Raw genomic sequence first — 18,853 nt, 5'->3', positions numbered from 1 at the left:
CAATACTAAAATCCGTTCGGGAGGCCCATGCGGTCACATTTTTATCTCATCACAATCCGCGGATTCTTGCTGCTCATGTTCGCGCTGACCCCGGTTTTCGCCGCCCCTTGGCCCGTGCCGGCGGCGCCTTGCGGCGATCTCAAGCAAAGCGGGCGCTCCTATACGATCTGCCGATTCGATCCGAAAACGGACGACCTGCGGCTGTTCTGGCGGGCGCCGGACGGCGAACCGCTGGGGAGTTTCGAGGCTGCGGCGGCGACGCTCAAATCGGGCGAAAAGCTGGTTTTCGCCATGAACGCCGGCATGTATGATTCGAATTACGCGCCGGTCGGTCTCTATGTCGAGAAGGGCGTCGAGTTGCGGCGGGCCAATACGCGCGGCGGCGCCGGCAATTTCCATCTCAAGCCCAATGGCGTGTTTTACATTGGGCCCGGGCAGGCCGGCGTGACGGAGACAGCGCATTTCCTCAGCCAGCGCCCGGCTGCGGACTACGCCACGCAATCAGGCCCGATGCTGGTGCTCAACGGCAAGATCCACCCTCGCATCCACGCCGAGGGAATCTCGGCCAAGACGCGCAATGGCGTCGGCGTGGACCGCGAGGGGCAGGTCGTCTTCGCCATTTCCAACGAGCCGGTGACTTTTTACGAATTCGCCAGCCTGTTCCGCGACGCGCTGCATTGCGAAAATGCGCTCTTCCTCGACGGCTCGATTTCGGCGCTCTATGCGCCCAATCTCGGACGCAATGATTTTACCTTGCCGATGGGGCCGATGGTCGGGGCGGTGGCGAGGACACAATTGCCCCGATGACTCGATCTACTTCGCCGACGAGGTATGCTCTTTTCGCGGACTTATCCAGTTAAGCGCAGTAATGGAAAAGAATCCTCCGATCCACGCGCCTATAGCCGCGAAAAGCACATAGACCCAGTTCGAGGTGTAGCTGATGACCGCGAATGCGGACAGCATGTACCAGATGCTGCTCCACGTCGCCGCCGCTATTCGTCTTCGCTCTGAAACCGAGGCGTTGAAAAAGACATAGACGGCGTCCGTAACCGCTGTAGAAACAGTAACGCCGATGGCGACAAAAATATCAATCGAGGGGAGGTGCATTTTTCAGCTGCTCAAAACATTGAATACGTAGTTGCGATTTTAAATAAATAATTATTTCTTATTGAATTACAATAGGATCGTCCCGCCGCGTTATTCCGACGCGTCGCCAAAACTCGCAAGCAGCCGGCTTTGCCGTGCGGGTGCGCCCGTTGCTGTCTGGTCTTCTCGTTATTTTTCGAACGGCCACGAAAAACCTTCGCCCTGCTGGCCGCGATGGCGCAAGAAGGCGTCGGCCAGCACGCAGGCGACCATGGCCTCGGCGATGGGCGCCGCGCGGACGCCGACGCAAGGGTCGTGGCGGCCTTTTGTGCGCAAATCCACTTCCGCCCCGTAACGGTCCACCGAGCGGCGCGGCGTCAGGATCGACGAGGTCGGCTTGACCGCGAAGCGCGCCACCACGGGCTGGCCGGTGGAAATGCCGCCCAGCACGCCGCCCGCGTGATTGGCCAGGAAAACCGGGCCGAAATTTGAGGAGTCTTGGCCCGCGCGCATTTCATCGGCGTTTTCCTCGCCGGTCAGTTCGGCGGAGGCGAAGCCGTCGCCGATCTCGACGCCCTTCACGGCGTTGATCGACATCAGCGCGGCGGCGAGTTCCGCGTCGAGCTTGCCATAGATCGGCGCGCCCCAGCCGGCGGGAACGCCGTCCGCGACCACTTCCAGCACAGCGCCGATCGAAGAGCCGGCCTTGCGGATGTCGTCGAGATAATCGGCCCATTCGACTGCGGCGACCGCGTCAGGGCAGAACAGCTGGTTGCGCGAGACTTCCTCCCAGTCCCAGCGGGAGCGATCGATCTTTTTCGGCCCAATCTGGATCAGCGCGGCGCGGATGGTCACGCCGGGGATGACCTTGCGGGCGATGGCCCCCGCCGCCACCCGCGCGGCGGTCTCGCGCGCCGAGGAGCGGCCGCCGCCGCGATAATCGCGAATGCCATATTTGGCGTCATAGACATAATCGGCGTGGCCGGGGCGATAGGAGTCCTTGATCTCCCCATAGTCCTTGGAGCGCTGGTCGGTGTTCTCGATCATCAGGGCGATGGGCGCGCCGGTGGTGCGCTGCACGCCGGTCTCGTCCGTCATGACGCCGGAGAGGATCTTGACCTGATCCGGCTCCTGGCGCTGGGTGGTGAAACGCGATTGGCCGGGCCGGCGCAGGTCGAGAAATTGCTGGATCTCGGCGGCTTCAATCGGCAGGCGCGAGGGGCAGCCGTCGACCACGCAGCCCAAAGCGGGGCCGTGGCTCTCGCCGAAGGTGGTGACGCGGAAGAGATGTCCGAAGGTGTTGTGCGACATGGCGGCCGGATCGTCTGAAAGGAACGCCGCGTTCTAACCCTAAAGCGCGCAAAAGGCCAAATGGCCCGCGCTTGCCTCGCGAGGCGAGGCAGGCTACCAAATTCACGGCGCGGTTTTTTCACGGCGTTTGCCGGCCGTCTGGCGGAATGGCGATATGGGGGGAATGGACAGCGCCTTGCGGCGCGTAAACGTGGAAGAGCCGGTCTCGCGCCTGGCGATCCTCTCGACCAAATTCGCCAAGCTCGCCCTGCTGCTCGCCGCGCTCGCCCTTGTCGCCGCCCATTCGCGCGGGGCGCTGGCGCGGTTTTTCGCCATCCTGACCTTGCAGCCCAGCGCCACGCCAGATCCGGGCGTCGGGCTGTTCATTTTCGTCACCGCGCTCTCGGTTGCCCTCGTGGCGGTCGGCCTCGCGCTTGGGGCTCTGGCGTCAATCTGGATCAAGGGCCGGCGCGGCGTCGGGAAGATCATCGCCACGTTTCTGCTGCTCGCTTTGCTCGCGCCTTACCCGGCCTTTCTGATTTACACCGCCGGCAGCCCGCCCTGGCTCGCCGATATTTCCACCGATGTCGAGGATCCGCCGGCCTTCCTGACCTCGCCCGACGCGGTCGCGGGGCGCGGCGGCTGGACGCCGGGTCCGCTCGATGCCGCGCGCGGGGAAGAGCAGCTCGCCGCCTATCCCGACGTCAAGACGATCGCGCTCGACATGGAAATGGACGAGGCCTTCAAGGCGACGCGCGAGGCCGTGCTGCAATTGCGCTGGAAGATCCTCGAAGAGGTGCGGCCCGGCGGCCCCAAGCGGCCGGAGGGACACATCGAGGCGCTCGCCCATTCGCCCGCCCTGAACTTGCCCGTGGCGATTGCCATCCGCATCCGCCCCGGCGAGGACGAAACCCGGGTCGATATGCGCGCGGTGACGCGCTACCTGCGCAACGATCTCGGAGCGGGCGCCAAGCTCATCGGCAAGCTGAGCGATTCGCTCGAAGAAAAGGACGAAGCGAATTAGCGCGCGCGCGTCCGCCTTCGACGATCATCAGCCGGAGGGCAAGCAAGAAGAGAGATAAGCCGGTGGCAACCGTATAGTCGACCGTTCTCGGCGGAAACCCGCTGTAGGCAGAAGGGCCGGTTTAAGCGGCATTGAGGTCGAAGGCGCAACGGAGAGAATGCGCCGTGAAGAGACAGAAGTCGACACAATCAGGAAGGTCGGCTTCGAGCAGAGGGCGGACGACGCTGTCCGACCGGAGTCGGCGGGAACCTGTCCACGTGCGAAGGACTGGTATCGGATGCTGACCAGTCTGTCGCACATGGAAAGGATGCGCCGATTCCCGTCACTGACGGACGCGGTGAAAATTTGCCTGCATCGTCTCTTTGCCGACCTTCATGAAATCGCCGTTGAATTAGCGCCCCCTGGATCGCTGACGACATCTTAGGCCATATTTTCCCCTTCGAGCAGCCGGTCTGGCGCGTCCCATGCTAAGCTGCCAGCCCTTTTCTGGCGACGCCAGCGGCACCTAAAAGATCCGATTCCTCTCACACATTGACGCTGGCTATGACCGTTCCCCAGCTATTGTAGTTGGCGAACAGCACTCTGGTGCTGCCATTGTCATATTCGTTCGAAATGTAAAATCCGTTCTGGACGCTCGGGTTGGCAATCGCGGACGAATAATCGCCCCAGCGGCCGATAAGATCCTTTCGGGGATCGACATATGCCGCGACGCTATTTTGATAGTCGTAAAGGCTCGAATAATTGTTCGCCGTCGGCGTCGGTGCGACGCCGCTGGACGCTTTCCAGACGGCATAATAATCCGCAGCATACATGTTGGGCCCGCTGGCGTTGAAGTTCACCAACAGGTCTCCCTGAGCGTCGACGGCCAGCGAGGCATTGAACGTGCCGGCGCCGCTCGTCGAACCGGACGAAGGCAGGAGATCGTTCAGATTGACGGTGTCGACGGCGCCGGTGGAGAGATTGTACTGGACAAGCTTGTCTGTCGGCGAACTCGAAGAACCCGCCGCCTCGAACACGGCATAGAGCAGATTGTGGCTAGCGTCATAGACGGCGCTGGTGACCCGCCCGTCTCCCGCATCCAGCATGTAGGTCGAGCCTTTCTGTGTCGCGGCGAATTGCGACTCGGCGGGCATGCCGCCGATCGTCGCCACGACCGCTCCAGAGGAATCGATGATGTCCAGATTGGCGCCGTTGTGCGACACGAAATATTGGATCGCACTTGACCCGTCCTCGATCGTCGCGGGCTGGTAAGAGGGTCCGCTGAGCGACGAAACAGTTATGGCGGAGGGCGTGGTAGCATAATTGGAAATGACCGTCAGGTTGTCGCCTTGATAATTGCCGGCCGTGTCGTACATGTTGGTGGTCACGTAAAGCGAGCCATTGTTCAGGCTCACGAGCGGCTGGTCGGTCCACAACGCGCCGTTAAAGGTGGTGCTGATGGAATGCACCGTCCATCCCGAAGTGAAGGAGGTCGGCGCCGCGGTCGATGAGACGGCATAGACGAAATAGCTCTTGCCGGTGTTCGGGTTCACCTCGTCCGCGGTAATGATGAATTTTCCAGCCTGCGCATCGAAAATCACGCGCGGGTCAGTGTAGAAAAAACCCGAGGCGGGGGAGCCAAACAAACTGTTTTCCCCCGACATGGTCGAGGAGGAAATCGCGCCACCGCTGAATTTGTCGATGCGAACCGCGTTGTTTTCCGCCGTCACAACAGTCTGGGAGCCGGAAGCAGCGTTATTGACGCCTAAGGCATTGTCTGGCGGATAATAATAACCCTCGGTCGACGAAAAGGAGATGCCGCCCCATTTCGCGCCGCTGCTGGTGGTCGTCGTTCCCGATGTCGCCTTAAAGGTTGAATAGGGCAAGGACGTCGTGCTTTGGGCCGTCCGGCTCGAAAGAGCGGCGACGAGCGGGGCTGGGATCTCGCCGGACTGAATGGCTGCAAGAACACCCACGCCCCCGTTTGTCGAGGAGGCGCCCGAAATGTCGTCATGATCGCCCCAAACGTCGCCTGCGAAGTTCGGACTTACGCTGTTGTTCCAGTCGTTGGACGCGCGGTTGAAAAATCTGGACATTTCTCCCCCCTCGATTGATATCTGGCAGGTAGAAGCGGATGTTTATCAACCCTTTTGGACCGAATTTCTCTACACGGAGAACTCAGTCAATCCTAGACTGCTACCGAAAACGACAGTTTTCAACCCGGAAACGTTGCCGTCGTCAGCCGATGGTTAAGTTATCGATTGGGAATTTCTACCTTGGGTCTCGAGCGCTGCTTCATTTGCTACCGCAACGTCCGCTGAGCGTGCGATAGTCGCCGGCAGGACCATCATTTCGTAGGACCGCTTCGAGCCGTTTGTCGACATTCCCGTCGCTGCCTTGGCGGGGCTCCTTGCATCATCGCCAAAGCTGACGTGATGCCCAACCGGCAACCCGTATGTCGCGGCGCGAAGTCTTCTATCTTCTACAGCCGCGAAAATTTGCCTGTCAGCTGCGGCGTCCCATTTGTCGCGACGAGGCCTCGCTCGTAAAGGTCTTCCAGGTGGGCGAAGGTCGAGAGCGCGGCGGCGCCTTTCAGCCGCGCGTCCAGCTTTTCATAGACTTTTTCGACGATCTCGGCCGGCGCGAGCGGCCCCGCGCCAAGCGCGGCAAGGATGGATTTTTCGCGCGCGCGGCGGTGGTGAAGAAGGGCCCGCAAGAAACGCTGCGGCTGTGACACCGGGCCGCCGTGGCCGGGCCAATAGACCGCGTGATCGAGAGCGCGGAGCTTTTCCAGCGAATCGAGATAGAGCCGCATGGCGCCGTCCGGCGGCGCGACGATGGACGTTGACCAGCCCATGATGTGGTCGCCGGTGAAGAGCGCCTTTTCCTCGACCAGCTCGAAACAGACATGATTCATGGTGTGGCCCGGCGTATGGACTGCGCGAATCGAGAAGCCGGAGCCCTCGAAAACCTCGCCGTCGCCGAGTTCGCGGTCCGGGCGATGGTCGGGATCATTGGAGGCGTCGAGCTTGTTGATCTCACCGAGCGCCATCTCGCGGGCCGGGAAATGCGGCGGGCAGCCGATGATTTCCGCTCCCGTGGCCTGTTGCAGAAGGCGTGCGGCAGGCGAATGGTCGCGATGGGTATGGGTGACGAAAATCGCTGCGACCGTCTCGCCTTTCAGCGCGTCGAGCAGCGCCTCGACATGGGCGGGCAGGTCGGGGCCGGGATCGACCACCGCGACCTGGCCTTCGCCGATGACGTAAGTGCAGGTCCCGGTGAAGGTGAAGGGGCCGGGATTGGGCGCGACGATGCGTCGGACCAGCGGCGAGACGCGCAGCAAATGGCCCACGGGGGCGTCAAAGGCGAGATCGAAGCGCGGCGCCTCATCTGCGTCGGGCTTTTCGCTCTCGTTTTCAGTGGTCTGGTCTGTGCCGCTCATGGCGCCATCGTAGCGTCCTGCGCGGCGCCGGCAAGTTCTAGTCGATCTTGCGGGCGGTCCAGCGTCCGCCGCAATAATCCGTATTGGAGGACCACGGGCCGGAGGCGGTCTGGCCCTTCACGTCGCCATTGGCGCGCACAACCTTCTCGCCGATGTTGAAATGGCCGACAAAGGTGTTGGTGTCGTCGATATAGCCCCAAGGCTCGACGCCCCCGGCGTCGATGGCGGTGACCCGCTCGTCCTTGATCGTCACGACGACCTGGCCGCCGGGCGGGCAATTGCCGACCGACGTCTGGATATCCACCCGCCATTGGCCGTCATGGACAGGCTTGGCCGCGACCGGGGTGGCAAGAGGCGCGGCAAGCGCGGATGCAAGCAGAAGGCTGGCGACAAGAACTTTCGCGCGCACGCGTCATCTCCCGGAACAGGCGGCCAGAGCGGCGGGGCGATTAACCGGCGATTCGGTTTTCGCAGTCGCCGCTTTTCCGAAGCGCGACCCGCTGAACGGCGGGGGCGGGCGCTTCGGGGCGTGAATGGAACGGGGTTTGGCTCGCATGCTTTGCGTCGATTGCAAAGCTTCAAATCACGCTGGCGCCGCGAAAATTTCGCGGCGCCGCAAAAAAGTCACGCCGCCTTGAGCGCGTCGCGGAGTTGCGCGAGGATGTCGCTGCCAACGAAGACGAAATCTTGCGCCCCGGCGTCGCGCCATTGCGCCTCCTGCTCGCCCGGACGTCCCGCGACGAAGAGATGCGCGCCGGCGGCGGCGAGGGACTTGGCGGCCTCGATTCCCTGTTCGGCATAGACCGCGTCGGAGGAGCACAGCACGGCGAGCTTCGCGCCGCTGGCCTTGAACCCTGCGACGAGCGCGACGGCGTCGGCGAAGCCGTCATTGCCGAGCGCTTCCACGCCGCCCGCCTCGAAGAAATTCTTGGCGAAGGTGGCGCGGGCGGTGAAGGCGGCGACCGGGCCGAGATTGGCCAGGAAAATCTTCGGGCGCGCGGAAGCGGCGTCGGCCTGGTCGCGCAGCGCTTCGAAGGCTTCCGCAACCCGGTGCGGCGAGAGGGTTTTGGGGTTGGCTTTTGCGTTGACGGCGGGCGCGGCCGGGGCGGGCAGCAGCACGGTCACGGGCTTTTCGTGAATGTCCGGGAATTCGCTGGCGCCGGTGAGCGGCTCCTTGCGGCGGGCGACGTTTTTCGCGCGCTCGTCGGCGGTCTTGGCCACTTCGGACTGGAAGGCGCCGCTTTCCAGCGCCTTGGCGAGGCCGCCGGCTTTTTCGATGTCCTGGAACAGGGCGTAGCCGCGCTCGACGAGGGAATCGGTGAGCGCCTCGACGCCGCCCGAGCCCGCAGCCGGATCGGCGACCTTGCCGAGGCTGGATTCTTCCAGCAGAACCAGTTGGGTGTTGCGGGCGATGCGGCGGGCGAAGACGTCGGGCAGGCCGAGCGCCTGGGTGAAGGGCAGCACGGAGATCGAATCGGCGCCGCCGAGACCAGCCGAGAACACCGCCACGGTGGCGCGCAGCAAGTTCACCCAGGGGTCGCGCCGCGTCATCATGCGCCAGGCGGTTTCGCCATGGACGCGAACAGGCTTCGCCTCAAGGCCGCAGGCGCGCTCGACGCTCGCCCACAAGCGGCGCAGGGCGCGGAATTTGGCCAGTGTGATGAATTCGTCGGCGTCGGCGGCGAGGCGAAAATCGATCAGTTTCCGTGCGGCGTCGAGGCTGAGCCCGGCGGCCTCCAGCGTGCGCAGGGCGGCGACGCCGCTGGCCAGCGCGAAGGCCAGTTCCTGCGCAGGCGAGCCGCCCGCGGCGTGGACGACGCGGCCGTCGGCGGCGATCAGGCCCTTGTCGAAGCCCTTGGCGATGAGAATCTTGGCCAATTCGGCCAGTTTCGGGCCTTCTTCTGCCCAGTTCAGCGGCGCGGCGGTCGCGGCGGCGGCGCCGATCGGATCGAGGCCGAAGGAAATGTCGAGCGTTTTCGGATCATAGCCGCGCGCGGCGACGAGATCGAGCAGAGCCGCGACATGAAGGCCGGAGTGGACGGGCAGATCGAGCACGATCCGCAGCCCGGCGTCGAGCTGGATGTCCTTCAGGGCCGGGGCAAGGGCGGCGGCGTCCTTGAGGCCGAAGCCATAGGCGCCGACCGCGCCCGCGAAGACGACCTGCAGGCCGGTGGCGCCGTTTTCGAGATCGGTCAGGGCCAGCTCGTTGGCGGCGGCGGCATCGGGATGATCGACGCGGGCGGTCACGGCCCAGTCGCCGCTGGCGCGGAAGGCGCGCGGCCTGTTGGCGGCGCGGGCATAGAGCGGCTGGATGTCGAAGCCGTCATAGGTCTTGGTGACCAGCTTCTGCGCGGGCGCGCCTTTCAGGGCGGCCTCAACCTTCTTGCGCCATTGCTCCTCGGTGGAGGGAGCGAAACTGTCGATGAAGGGCGCGGCTTGCTCGGACGCTGCCATGCGAAAATTCTCCTGCACTGTTTGCGTTCCTTTTGCCACTTTGCGCGCTGCGGCGCCAGATGTCCTTTGTCGAAGGCGAGGACGCGGCGCCCCCGTGTTTCCGCGCCGAAAAAATCATAGGGTGTCGGACGCCTGACGGCAGGCCCACTCGCGAATCACGAGAGGAGATCGAAGTGAGCGATTCGCAACATCCGTCCATGGGGCGGCACTGGCGGTTTCACATTCCCCACCGGCATCTCAGCTCGGTTTTCGGCGACGACTGGTTTGCGCTGAAGGCCGAAGGCTTCGCGCGCTTTTTCGGCACGCCCACCTTTCTGATCGGGCAGACGCTCATTGTCGCGGCCTGGATCGGGATCAATCTCGCCGGCTGGACCCAGTTCGACATTTATCCCTTCATCTTGCTCAATCTCGCCTTCTCGCTTCAGGCCGCCTACGCCGCGCCGCTTATTCTGCTCGCGCAGACCCGGCAGGCGGACCGCGACAAGGCGCATAGCGAGGCCGACGCGTTGCATCGCGAGGAACTCTACCAGCTGAGCGCCGAACGCCTCGGGGAGATGCACGGCCAGACCGGGCTGCTGGTGGAAATGCTCGGAAGGAACAATCAATTGACGGAGCAGGTCGGTTTGCTCATCGAGCAGAATATCGCCCTGACGCGCACGGTGCGCGAGTTGACGGAGCGTATCGAATCGCTCGCGGTCGACTTGCGAGACCGGTTATTGGCGTCGGGGCGCTGATACTATTTCTCCCTGATCGCGACTCGTCGCGATCAGGGAATCCCTCGCGTAAGCTCGGCGTCGCATTCGCTCCTGACCCATCCTCACAGGTTTTCACCTATGAGGATGGGCATGAGTCAAACGGCGCGGGCGGTGGCCAACGCCGGATGGCTCAAAAGCGCGCCGGGCGCTTTTCCAGAAAGGCGGCGATTCCCTCGCGGTAATCGGGGCCGAAATAGACCTTGCGGCGCAGGCCCTGCAAATATTCGTAGGTGTCGGGAGTGATCGGAGCCGCGGCGCTCAGCGCCCGCATGGCTTCTTTCAGGGTGGAAATGGCCGCTGGAGAGCGGCTGGCGATCTTTCGCGCCAAAGCCAAGGTTTCCGCCTCAAGCGCGTCGGGAGGCGCGAGCCGGTTGACGAGGCCGATCCGTTCCGCGCGCCTGGCGTCGATCGGATCGGCGGTGAAGAACATTTCCTTCACGACGGACAGGGGTAACTGGCTCATGAAATTGAGAATGCCGACGATGTTGTAGGGCACGCCGATCTTGGCCGGGGTGATGGCGAAAGTGGCGGTTTCGTCGGCGACGACGAGGTCGCAGGCCAGCACGAGGTCGCAGGCACCGCCCCAGACCGAGCCGTGGACCATGGCGACGACCGGAGCCGGAAAGCGCTTCACCGCGCGCAAAAGCTGTTCCAGGGGGTCGTCATAGGGCAGGGGGTCGATATCCGCCTTGGGCAATTCATCCACCGAATGGCCGGCCGACCAGACCTTTTCATTCTGCGCCGCGCGCAGAATGACGACGCGCGCCTGCCGGGACTTGAAGGTCTCGAAGGCCGCCAGCACCGCCGCGATCAGGCTCTGGCTGAGCGCATTGCGGCGCGAATAATGGTCGAAAGCGATGATTCCGACATGGTCCTGAAAGGAGGTCTGAATCAGCGGGGGCGTCGTCTCCGGGCCGGCTTTGGGCGTCGCGGGCTTCGAATCGTCGGTCGCATGGGTCAAGGCCGCGTCTCCTGTCGGCGGTAGATTATTGCCGCTCCCCAAGCGCATGGACGATCGCGCTACGAATGTCGATGTGGGGCGGATTGTTCGGCGGCTCGACCGGGACGCCGGGCGCCAGCTCGCCTTCAGGCGCCAGCACGCCGATCAGAACGTCGCCATCGGTGAAATAGCGGTCGCCGCCGCCATTCTTGCCGCGCAAGGTCGGGCCGACGCCCGAAATCTGGAAAAAGGAGCGGATTGCGCCGGCCTTGCCGAGCGATTGGCCGACGAATTCGCGCTCGGCGTCGAGATCGGAGCCGATATGATGGGTCACCTGCAAGGTGAAATGGCTCAGCCCCACGCTCCTGTCATAGCTGGCGGAGCCGAGCCAGAGCGGGCGATCCTGAAACAGCTTGTCGCCCACGCGCCAAAGGCGGATGTGGTGGCGATGGGCCGCCGAAACGCCCGCGGGCAATTGAAAGGCGAGGTCCTCGATGCGTCCGGCATAAAGCAGCGGACTGACCGGCGCCGACGGATCGGGGCGGTGGAAGGCGACGCTGCCGGCGATCTTGAGGCTGGAGCGCAGGGTCACCGAATCGGCCAGGATCCAGCCCGCCGCGCGAAAGGCGGCGGCAACCTCCGCCTCATCGCCTACAAGGCCGAAATTGATCGGATCGCCCGCGATGCCTTGTTTGGTGCGCGTCACCATTTCATAGCCCGCGAGCACGGATTGCCGTTCGGCGCGCCGCCAGATCGCGGGCAGGGCCAGATAGGCCAGCAGGAGCCAGATCGCGAGGATGACGCCGATGATCGTCAGCCACCCGTGCATGTTTCTCCATTCCTCGATAAAAGGCCGCATTCGCGCAATTGTGCAGATTCTTCCGCCTTAGGCGAGGGGCGCGCCTTCGCCGTCGCGTCGTCGCGGGGTCCTATTGTCGCCGCCTTTATGTTGCATCTGCTCGGTGGATAAGGCGCGGGCGATTCATCTTTGGTTAAGCCCGTGGGCGTTTTGTTGCGGCGCGGCGAAGCCCTCTGCGGCCCCCGACGAGGAAATGACAGTGCGAAAAATCTTGAACCATTGGCCGGCGCGCATCGCCGGCTCGGGCCTGTTTCTCTCTCTGGTCTTGATCCTGGCGCCCGGCGGCGCGGCGCGCGCCGGCGACGGCTTCAATTTTGGCGGCGTATTCGGCGGCGGATCCGACCAGACCGCCTATACGGCTGAAATCTTCACCGTTTCGACGCGCAAGGGCGGCAACCACTCCACCGAGCTGACGCCCGGCGCCAAGGCGCGCTTTTCGCTCGATTACATTTCCGTCCCGCCGGATCACAAGCCCGGCGCGATCGAACGGCCCGCCATCGGCGGGACCAATCCCGACCATCATTTCGCGGTGGCGTCGCGCAGCCAGCTCGACGAGGACGAATTCACCGAGCAGCTCGCGTCCCATCTCTCCGGCCGCGTCGGCGTCAACCGCGACGTGCTGGTCTACGTCCACGGCTTCAACACCTCGCTGGATGAGGCCCGCTTCCGCCTCGCGCAGATCGTCGTGGACACCAAGTTCGGCGGCGTCCCGGTTCTGTTCACCTGGCCTTCCAAGGCGGCGCTGCTCGCCTATGGCGCGGACAAGGAAAGCGCCACCGCCTCGCGCGACGCCTATCTCAACCTGTTGAACGATCTCGCGGAAACCCCCGGGATCGGCCGCATCCACATCCTCGCCCATTCCATGGGCACCTGGCTGACGATGGAGACGCTTCGTGGCGCCGCGCTCTCGGGTTCGGCCGATCTGCATGGCAAGCTGGGCAATGTCATGCTGGCGGCGCCGGACATCGACCTCTCGGTGTTCAAGCAGCAGATCGCGCGGCTCGATCCGTCGCATTTCTCGGTCTATGTGTCCAAGGACGACCGCGCCTTGCAGGTTTCTGCCGGGCTCCAGGGCGACCGGCGCCTCGGCGCGCTCGATCCGACCTCCGATCGCGACCGCGATCTCATCGAGGGGCTCGGAATTGGCGTTTATGACATTTCCAACCTGTCTTCCAACCTGATCGGCCACGACAATTACGCCAATTCGCCGCAGGTGGTGCGCCAGATCGGCGCTCGCGCCGCCGCGCCGCGCGCCGCCGATCAGGCGGTGATCGACGCCGGGGCCGACCGGACTCCGCGCCCGCCGCCAGGTCAGGTCACCACCGAGCCTCTGCCTCCGCCTGACGCGCCCGCGCCGGCGGCGGCGGGGAAAGAATGAACTTACGCCTGCCCTGAGGGCGTCGCTCGATTTTAGGAAACCGCCGCGTCACATTGCGCGGCGGTTTCGATTCCGAGTTCAGGAAAGGCGATGATGCGCCTTTTCTGGAAATCGGTGCGGGCGACGATCGACCCTGTTTTCTCCAGCTGATCGAGCATGCGCCGGGCGCGGCCGGGCGAATGGCTGCCGAAGAATTGCGCGATCTCGTCGTCGGGCGGGCAGACGCGGGCGGTGGCCGCCGCGCGGCTCAGCAGCAGAAACACCACCTGCAAATCATCGGGCAGCCGCTGGACCAGTTCGATGGCGCGCGCCCAGGCGTCCTCGTCGGCGTCGCCGGGATAGGCCAAGCGCGCGCGCATGATCGTCACCCGGCGGCGGAAGACCGCCAGATCCGGGGCGCCCGCGCCCAGGCGCCGAATGCGCCAGCGCACGAGAAAATCCTGATGCAGCGCGGCGGGAAGCTGGAAGGCGAAGTCCTTGTCGGCCAGCATTTGGCGCAGGATGCCGTCGATCTCCGCTTCGCGTTCGTCGTCGGTGAGGTCTGGCGGCGGCGCGGCGACGAATTGAGGCGAGGCGGCCTGTTCGATCTGCGCAAAAATATTCTGGGCGATTTCAAGCCGCGGTGCGCGCGGGCGCGACGGCGGCGCTTCTGATTTCTCACCGTCGCCCGGCGTGAAGATCAGGCTTTGCCAGTCCTGTCCGTGATGCGCATTGGGCAAGGGCAGCAGTTTAGGCGCTCCGCCGCGATCGGCCGTTGCGACCGGGCCGATGCGAATCGCCGCCGGCCGCCGCGCGATGGCGGGGCCAAGGCCGATAAAGGCGCCGCGCTCAAGGTCGCGGAAGGCCTCGGCCTGCCGGCGCTCCATGCCGAGAAGATCGGCGGCGCGGGCCATGTCGATGTCAAGAAAAGTGCGTCCCATCAGGAAGTTTGAGGCTTCGGCGGCGACATTCTTGGCCAGTTTCGCCAGCCGCTGCGTGGCGATCACGCCCGCAAGCCCGCGCTTGCGGCCCCGGCACATCAGATTGGTCATGGCGACGAGGCTCATGCGCCGCGCTTCGTCCGAGGCGTCGGCCGCGGCGGCGGGGGCGAACAGCTGGGCCTCGTCCACCACCACCAGCGCCGGATACCAGATGTCGCGCTCGGCTTCGAACAGGGCGTTGAGAAATTGCGCCGCGCAGCGCAATTGCCCGTCGACTTCCAGCCCTTCCAGATTGAGCACGACCGAGACGCGGTGGCGCCGGACGCGCGCCGCGATTACGGGCAGGTCGCGCTCGCATTCGGCGGCGTCGAGCGTCAGATGGCCATAATGCTCGACCAGCGAGACGAAATCGCCCTCGGGGTCGATCACGATCTGCTGGACGAGCCGCGCGCTCTGTTCAAGCAGGCGGCGCAGCAGATGCGATTTTCCGGACCCCGAATTGCCTTGAACCAGCAGGCGCGTGGCGAGCAATTCCTCAAGGTCGATGACAGCCGGGGCTCCCGCGCCTGTCAAGCCAATGTCGATGCCAGTTCCCATCCGCGTCCCATGGCCGCGCGCCAAAGCGTCGCCCGGCGCTCAAACCGATTGTTCAAATCAATTTCCTTGCGGCCGATTCTTTGCGGTCGAGCCGCCCAGCGCATCGGCCTAGGTAGCACCCCGCTGGCGAACAATCGATCTTTGCCGCCGCTCTTCACAGATATTTGGTTCGCCCGCGCACCGCTCGCCCTTCGATCCGCGAGATCATTTGATCGCCGCGCGGGGAAGGCCGTCGCGATAGCGCCCCCACATCAAGCGAAAAAGCTCTTCCAGATGGCGGGTATAGCCCGCTACGTCGAAGAGGGCCGCGTCCTGCTGATTGTCCGCCCGTATCAGGGAAGGCGCCTCGCCGGGGGGCAGTTGATCAAGCGACGGCGACAGAAGCCGCCGCCCCAATGCTCTCGGCCCGTTCGGCCAGAATCGCGCGAATATTCATCGGTACTTGACGGCGCGCTTTGGCCCGCGGATAGGGCAATTCCTCGATCGACTTGCCATCGGGATAGAGCGCCTCGTGCTCGGCCCAATTATCGAAGGCCAGACGCTCGACGTTGTCGACGAATGTCTCGGCCGGCGTGTTTTCTGCGAGGATCAGCGAATGATCGTCGAGTTCGACGTGATAATATGTGAAAACCGCCGGAACAGCGCTTTCCCGAACGATCGATAACCCGTTGACCAGCGCTCCTGCGTGAATCAGCGCCCCGCCGACCAGCAGCGCGTGGTCTGGCGAAAGCACAAGGTCGCGCGACGGAATATTTTCGCCAAGAGCGCCGGCCTTGACGCGGATCGGCCAAACGCGAATGGGGTCGGCGAATAGGGTCGAGATCGTCTGCCGTCCAAGCCAGATCACGGGCTTTTCGGCGCCGTCGGCGGTCAACACCATATCGCCACGCTTGAGTGCTTCCACGGCGACTTCGCCATGGGGCGTAAGGATTTGCGTGCCGGCCATGAAGCAGATCGCGAGCACGACATCGACTCCGGTCCCGCCGTCGGAGACAAGCTGGAAGGTTCCAGCGCCAAGGGTGGAGGGCTGGAAATTCAGTTTCGCCGTTTGCGCGCCATTGACGATCGTCGCGACGCCGCTCAAGTCATAGGAAATCGTGGCGCCGGCGGCGGCGATCCCATGGATGTCGATCACGTCTCCGGCGACGAAATTCTCCAGCAAGGGACTGGAAAAAGCAGACGCATTATCGACGATCAGCTTGCCGCCTGCGCCGAAGACGATCGCCGTGGCCTGGAGGCTCCAAAAGACCTCCAGCGAGCCATTGAGCAGCACCGTCGGAATCGAGTCGTTCTCGCTCAGCTTCCATGTCGCCCCTACATCAACCTGAAGCGTACTGAAATTCTCGAAATCGCCTGTGGGCCCGATGATCGGGCTGAAAACGCCGGCCGACGTTCCGGCCAACTCCAATGTGCCGCCGCCTCCGACGACCAGACCATTGAAGATCGCGCCGGGATCGACGATGAGGCGGTTGGCCGCGTTGGCGACGGCGAAATCGACAGAATAGGTGGCGCCGGTGATCGTGCCGGCATTGGTCACCGTGCCGCCATTGCCGGCGATATAGACGCCGCAGGATCCGGCGGCCGTTGCCGTGATCACGCCGTAGTTTGTCACGGTCTCCGTCGTATTCGACCCCGGAGCATTTGAGAGAAGCACGCCATAATCGTCACCCTGCAGCAAGGCTGACGCATTGTTGGCGCCGTTGACGACCGTGCCTCCCATCTGGAAATAGGCGGCGGCTTTTGTCCCGCGCATGGTTCCGTCATTTTGCAGCGTCCCCGAGTATCGCGAGAAGAACACGGCGGATGGGCCGGTCCCGGAAGTCGCGTTGAGGCACGTCACCTGGCCGCCGATTTCATTGATCAACGTGCCGCCGTTGAAGAAACCGACGCCGTCGTCGAATGTGGCGTTCAGTTGGCCATAGTTGTCGACCATGCCGTAGGAGCGCTCGATGAAGATGGCGTCCTCGGAGCCGGTGATGGATCCGCTGGCGTAATTGATGACGCTTCCGCCATCCTGGAGGCCGACGCCGTAGCCTTCGGACGTGATTGTCCCGTAGTTTTTGACCGATCCCGTCGCGTATTCGATATTGACGCCGGAAACAACGGCTATGGCTGAGGCTGTCGGCGTTCCGCTTGAGTGAATGGACGCATTGAGAGCGTTGGTGACCGTGCCGCCGTCGCCAAGATAGACGCCGGCTGATCCGGAGATCGACCCCTCGTTCGTGACGATGCTGCCCGGGCCTTGAAGGTAGACGCCGGCGGTTCCGATCGCGCCATTCGACGTAATCGTCCCCTTGTTGGACACGGTCCAGACGGCTGTTTCATTGCCGTAAACGCCATGATCTGTCGCACTCAGGATCGATACGCCGGAATCGACAAGCAGGGTCGTATTAGGCGCGGACAGCATGACGACGCTGGTCTGGTTGGCGGATAACTCCGTCGTCCCGCTCGTCCCCTGAAGCGGCGTGGGCGTGATCGGCGTGGGGGACGCCGGCGGCGTCGATGAGGCGAGCACGACGTCGAGTCCGGTCCCGCCATCGGAGACAAGCTGCAAGCTTCCCGCGCCAAGGGTGGAGGGCTGAAAATTGAGCTTCACCGTTTGCGCGCCATTGACGATCGTCGCGACGCCGGTCGCCGTATTGTAGGAAATCGTGGCGCCGCTAGCGGCAATCCCGTGGATGTCGATCACGTCCCCGACGGCGAAATTCTCCAGCGAGGGACTGGTGAAGCTGGACGCATTATCGATGATCAGCTTGCCGCCCGCGTAGAAATGGACCGACGTGGCTGTGAGGCTCGAGGCGACCTCCAGAACGCCATCAAGCAGCACAGTCGGAATCGAGACGCTCCCGCTCAGCTTCCATGTCGCGCCCAAGTCGACCTGAAGGGCGCTGAAGCCCTGGAAAGCGCCGCTCGTTCCGATGCTCCCGCCGAACGTGCTGGCGGACGTTCCGGCCAGTTCCAATGTGCCGCCGCCTCCGGCGACCAGACCGTTGAAGATCGCGCCGGGAAGGACAATGAGGCGGTTTCCCGCGTTGGTGACCGCAAAGTCGACAGAATAGGCGCTTCCGGCGATGACGCCGGCATTGGTCACCGTGCCCCCGGCGCCGTCGATATAGACGCCATAGGAGGCGGCGGCCGTCGCCGTGATCACGCCGTAGTTTGTCACCGATTCCAGGCTTGTGGATCCTGGAAGGTTTGAGAGGTACACTCCAAAATTGTCGCCCTGCAGCAAGGCTGACGCATTGTTGGCGCCGTTGACGACCGTGCCGCCCGCCTGGAAATAGGCGCCGGCTTCGCTGCCGCGCATGGCGCCGTCGTTTTGCAGCGAGCCCGAGAATTCATGGAATTTGACAGCAGAGGAGCCGGGCGCCGAGCCTGTCGTCTCGCCTCCGATCTCATTGATCAGCACGCCTCCGTTATAGAAGCCGACGCCGTCGCCAGCGGTTGCCGTCAGATGGCCGAAATTGTCGACAGTTGCGGAGGCGCGGACAGAGTAGATCGCATCCGTGGCGCCGGTGATCGACCCGCTCGCATAATTGGTTACGGCGCCTCCCGCTTCGAGAGCGACGCCATAGCTGTTTGAGCCGATCGTTCCGAAATTGCGGACCGTACCGAATCCATATTCGACATCTATGCCGGAAACAGCGGGCGCGCCGACGGTTGCCGGCGATCCGCTCGCGCTAATGCTGGCATTGAGGGCGTTGGTCACCGTGCCGCCGGCGCCGAGGAAAACGCCGCCCGAGCCGGAGATCGACCCGTCGTTCTCGACAACGCTGCTCGGGCCTTGAAGATAGATCCCGTCGGTTCCGGGCGCGCCGCCCGAGGCGATGGTTCCCTTGTTGGTCACGGCCCAGACGGCTTTTTCATCGCCGTAAACGCCATCGGGCGTTGTGGTCAGGATCGACACGCCGGAATCGACGACAAGGGTCGGGTCTGCGGCGGACAGCTCGATGACGTCGGTCTTGTTGACAGATACCTCAGCCATGACGCCCTCACGAGACGACGCGCATCGATCAGGCGACCGTCACTCTTCTATGTGAGAGCTATGAGAATCGCCGTGCGACCACGATGAATGCGTCATTCAGCGCTTGACCTCAGCACCCAATTCGGTTGCCTTGGCGCCCCTATC

14 protein-coding genes are annotated in these 18,853 nt (G+C 63.7%); 4 read left to right on the top strand and 10 right to left on the bottom strand.

The genetic code is table 11. The features are described from left to right. The first annotated feature begins 27 nt into the window (after positions 1–27). Positions 28–807, top strand: coding sequence for a phosphodiester glycosidase family protein (locus QM467_RS13685; protein ID WP_283366891.1), 780 nt, complete (start codon positions 28–30; stop codon positions 805–807). Positions 808–813: 6 nt separating this feature from the next. Here the strand turns inward: QM467_RS13685 and QM467_RS13680 are convergent, their stop codons facing one another. Together QM467_RS13680 and aroC are read right to left on the bottom strand one after the other, a co-directional pair. Further along, positions 814–1,107, bottom strand: coding sequence for a hypothetical protein (locus tag QM467_RS13680; RefSeq protein ID WP_283366890.1), 294 nt, complete (start codon positions 1,105–1,107; stop codon positions 814–816). A 168-nt stretch (positions 1,108–1,275) separates the two neighbouring features. Next, complete coding sequence (gene aroC, locus QM467_RS13675; RefSeq protein WP_283366889.1) at positions 1,276–2,397, bottom strand: chorismate synthase; 1,122 nt, start codon at positions 2,395–2,397, stop codon at positions 1,276–1,278. 175 nt (positions 2,398–2,572) lie between these two features. Between aroC and QM467_RS13670 the strand changes: the two genes are divergently transcribed. Beyond that, positions 2,573–3,400, top strand: coding sequence for a DUF1499 domain-containing protein (locus QM467_RS13670; RefSeq protein WP_283366888.1), 828 nt, complete (start codon positions 2,573–2,575; stop codon positions 3,398–3,400). 524 nt (positions 3,401–3,924) lie between these two features. Here QM467_RS13670 and QM467_RS13665 read toward each other — a convergent pair. From QM467_RS13665 to QM467_RS13650, 4 genes are all read right to left on the bottom strand, one after another. Beyond that, a complete protein-coding gene (locus QM467_RS13665; protein ID WP_283366887.1) occupies positions 3,925–5,475 on the bottom strand; it encodes a hypothetical protein in 1,551 nt (516 codons plus the stop codon). A gap of 386 nt (positions 5,476–5,861) precedes the next feature. Beyond that, entirely contained in the window at positions 5,862–6,821 is a 960-nt protein-coding gene (locus QM467_RS13660; protein ID WP_283366886.1) for an MBL fold metallo-hydrolase, read from the bottom strand. A gap of 37 nt (positions 6,822–6,858) precedes the next feature. Continuing rightward, positions 6,859–7,230: a hypothetical protein gene (locus QM467_RS13655; protein WP_283366885.1), complete on the bottom strand. Its 372-nt coding sequence runs from the start codon at positions 7,228–7,230 to the stop codon at positions 6,859–6,861. A 215-nt stretch (positions 7,231–7,445) separates the two neighbouring features. Further along, the gene (locus QM467_RS13650; RefSeq protein ID WP_283366884.1) at positions 7,446–9,275 is read right to left on the bottom strand and encodes a methylmalonyl-CoA mutase subunit beta; all 1,830 of its coding nucleotides are present in this window, start codon (positions 9,273–9,275) and stop codon (positions 7,446–7,448) included. Between the two features lie 173 nt (positions 9,276–9,448). On the opposite strand from QM467_RS13650, the gene QM467_RS13645 reads away from it, so the two are divergent. Beyond that, entirely contained in the window at positions 9,449–10,009 is a 561-nt protein-coding gene (locus QM467_RS13645; RefSeq protein ID WP_283366883.1) for a DUF1003 domain-containing protein, read from the top strand. 151 nt (positions 10,010–10,160) lie between these two features. On the opposite strand, the gene scpB is transcribed toward QM467_RS13645, so the two are convergent. Beyond that, a complete protein-coding gene (gene scpB, locus QM467_RS13640) occupies positions 10,161–10,991 on the bottom strand; it encodes a methylmalonyl-CoA decarboxylase (RefSeq protein WP_283366882.1) in 831 nt (276 codons plus the stop codon). A gap of 25 nt (positions 10,992–11,016) precedes the next feature. Then, the gene (locus QM467_RS13635) at positions 11,017–11,799 is read right to left on the bottom strand and encodes an LssY C-terminal domain-containing protein (RefSeq protein ID WP_283366881.1); all 783 of its coding nucleotides are present in this window, start codon (positions 11,797–11,799) and stop codon (positions 11,017–11,019) included. Positions 11,800–12,022: 223 nt separating this feature from the next. Between QM467_RS13635 and QM467_RS13630 the strand changes: the two genes are divergently transcribed. Beyond that, positions 12,023–13,207, top strand: a complete 1,185-nt coding sequence (locus tag QM467_RS13630; protein ID WP_446737778.1) for an alpha/beta hydrolase — start codon at positions 12,023–12,025, stop codon at positions 13,205–13,207. A 32-nt stretch (positions 13,208–13,239) separates the two neighbouring features. On the opposite strand, the gene QM467_RS13625 is transcribed toward QM467_RS13630, so the two are convergent. Beyond that, positions 13,240–14,724, bottom strand: a complete 1,485-nt coding sequence (locus QM467_RS13625; RefSeq protein ID WP_283366879.1) for a helicase HerA domain-containing protein — start codon at positions 14,722–14,724, stop codon at positions 13,240–13,242. Positions 14,725–15,088: 364 nt separating this feature from the next. Then, entirely contained in the window at positions 15,089–18,709 is a 3,621-nt protein-coding gene (locus QM467_RS13620) for a Hint domain-containing protein (protein WP_283366878.1), read from the bottom strand. Positions 18,710–18,853: the final 144 nt, after the last annotated feature.

The sequence above is a fragment of the Rhodoblastus sp. 17X3 genome (assembly GCF_030056575.1).
Classification (GTDB): domain Bacteria; phylum Pseudomonadota; class Alphaproteobacteria; order Rhizobiales; family Beijerinckiaceae; genus Rhodoblastus.
Note: the sequence above shows the minus strand (reverse complement) of the source record. Positions and strands in the feature narration are given on the sequence as shown.